This window comes from Nonomuraea antri (assembly GCF_013283785.1).
GTDB classification, from domain to species: domain Bacteria; phylum Actinomycetota; class Actinomycetes; order Streptosporangiales; family Streptosporangiaceae; genus Nonomuraea; species Nonomuraea antri.
Map to the genome: position 1 here is coordinate 1 of NZ_JABCPZ010000525.1, position 1,485 is coordinate 1,485.

Genomic DNA, 1,485 nt, shown 5'->3' on the forward strand with positions numbered 1-1,485 from the left:
GCCCAGCCCGCCCGCCGCGCCGACCAGCCCGGTCACCGCGCCCACCTTGTCGGCCGGGACCACCTGGGCGACCAGCGCGAACGTGGCGCCGCTGCCGGCGCCGAGCGCGGCGGCCATGGTCAGGAACGCGATCGTGCCCACCGGCATCAGCGCGGGTGTGAGCGCCTGCACCGCCGCCGCGACGGCGACGACGGCGAACACGCCGCCCAGCACCGGCACCGAGCCGACCCGGTCGCACAGCCAGCCGCCGAGCGGGCGCATCACGACCGCCAGGACGACGAACCCGGCCATGCGGTCGGCGGCGTCGCCCTGCTCCAGGCCGTACCCGGTCTGCAGGTAGGCGGGCAGGTACACGGAGAAGGCGACGTAGCCGCCGAACGCCACCGCGTACAGCACGCTCGCCTGCCAGGTGATCGGCAGCTTCGCGGTGGCCGCGAGCCGGGCCAGGATCGGCTGCGTGGCGACCGTGCGGCCGGGCGCGTCGCGCAGCAGCAGCCAGGCCGCGACGGCGTAGCCGGCCAGCACGATCGCGGTGATCGTGAACGGGGTCGCCGCGCCGCCGGCCTTGACCAGCTTCACCGTGGTCAGCGCGCTGATCGCGGTGCCCGCCATGCCGGCACCGAAGATCCCGATGGCCAGGCCGCGGCGGCGCGGCGGGAACCAGGCGTTGACGAAGGGCACGCCCACGGCGAACACGGTGCCGCCGATGCCCAGGAAGAACCCGCCGGCCAGCAGCGCCGGCAGCGAGCTCTGCCCGGCCACGCCGATGAACAGCACGGGCACGATGGTGGCCGCCGAGATCAGCGGGAACATCACCCGGCCGCCGAACCTGTCGGTCAGCGCGCCCACCGGGATCCGTCCCAGCGAGCCCACGATCACCGGGACGGCGACCAGCAGCGCCTGCTCGGCGGCCGACAGGCTCAGCAGTTCCCGGTAGCGCGGCCCGAGCGGGCTGAGCAGCGCCCACGCCCAGAAGTTCACCGCGAAGCCGAGTGTGGCCAGGGCGAGCATCGACGCGGGCCGCGCCGGCCGCGGGTGGGGAGTCGTCATCTTTCCTCGCTGTGATCAGTGGTTGTTCCGTTCCACTGGCATCCCAGCTCAGCGCGGGTGCCCGGCGGTATGGACCAAGGTCCTCTGCGCCAGGGACTTCGGGGCCGTCTCTCGCGGGACCCCGGTGGCGCCCAGGCCCAGCCGGGCGTGGAAGTCCTCGACGGCGGCCATGACGCTGTTGATCGTGCGGGTGGCGTACCGGCCGGCCAGGTGGCGGCGGTAGGCGTGCGCGGCGGCGACGGCCGCGCCCATGTCGCGCAGCCCGGGGCCGTCCTGGAGCGCCAGCCAGGCCAGGTAGTGGCCGGCCCGGCGCCGGTAGGCGGCCCTGGTGGAGGCGGCCAGCCGGGAGCCGGCCAGCGCGGCGGCGTAGGCGGAGTCCATGGCGTCGTAGGGAGCGGGCAAACCGTCGGAGGGGGCGGGCAGGCCGTCCGAGGG

1 protein-coding gene and 1 pseudogene are annotated in these 1,485 nt (G+C 75.4%); both read right to left on the reverse strand.

The features are described 5' to 3' along the window. A partial coding sequence (locus HII36_RS55120; RefSeq protein WP_173531375.1) for an MFS transporter occupies window positions 1–1,050 on the reverse strand: 1,050 nt, incomplete at its 3' end. Window positions 1,051–1,098: 48 nt separating this feature from the next. Then, window positions 1,099–1,485 (reverse strand): annotated as a pseudogene (locus HII36_RS55125) (site-specific integrase); the annotation flags it as partial.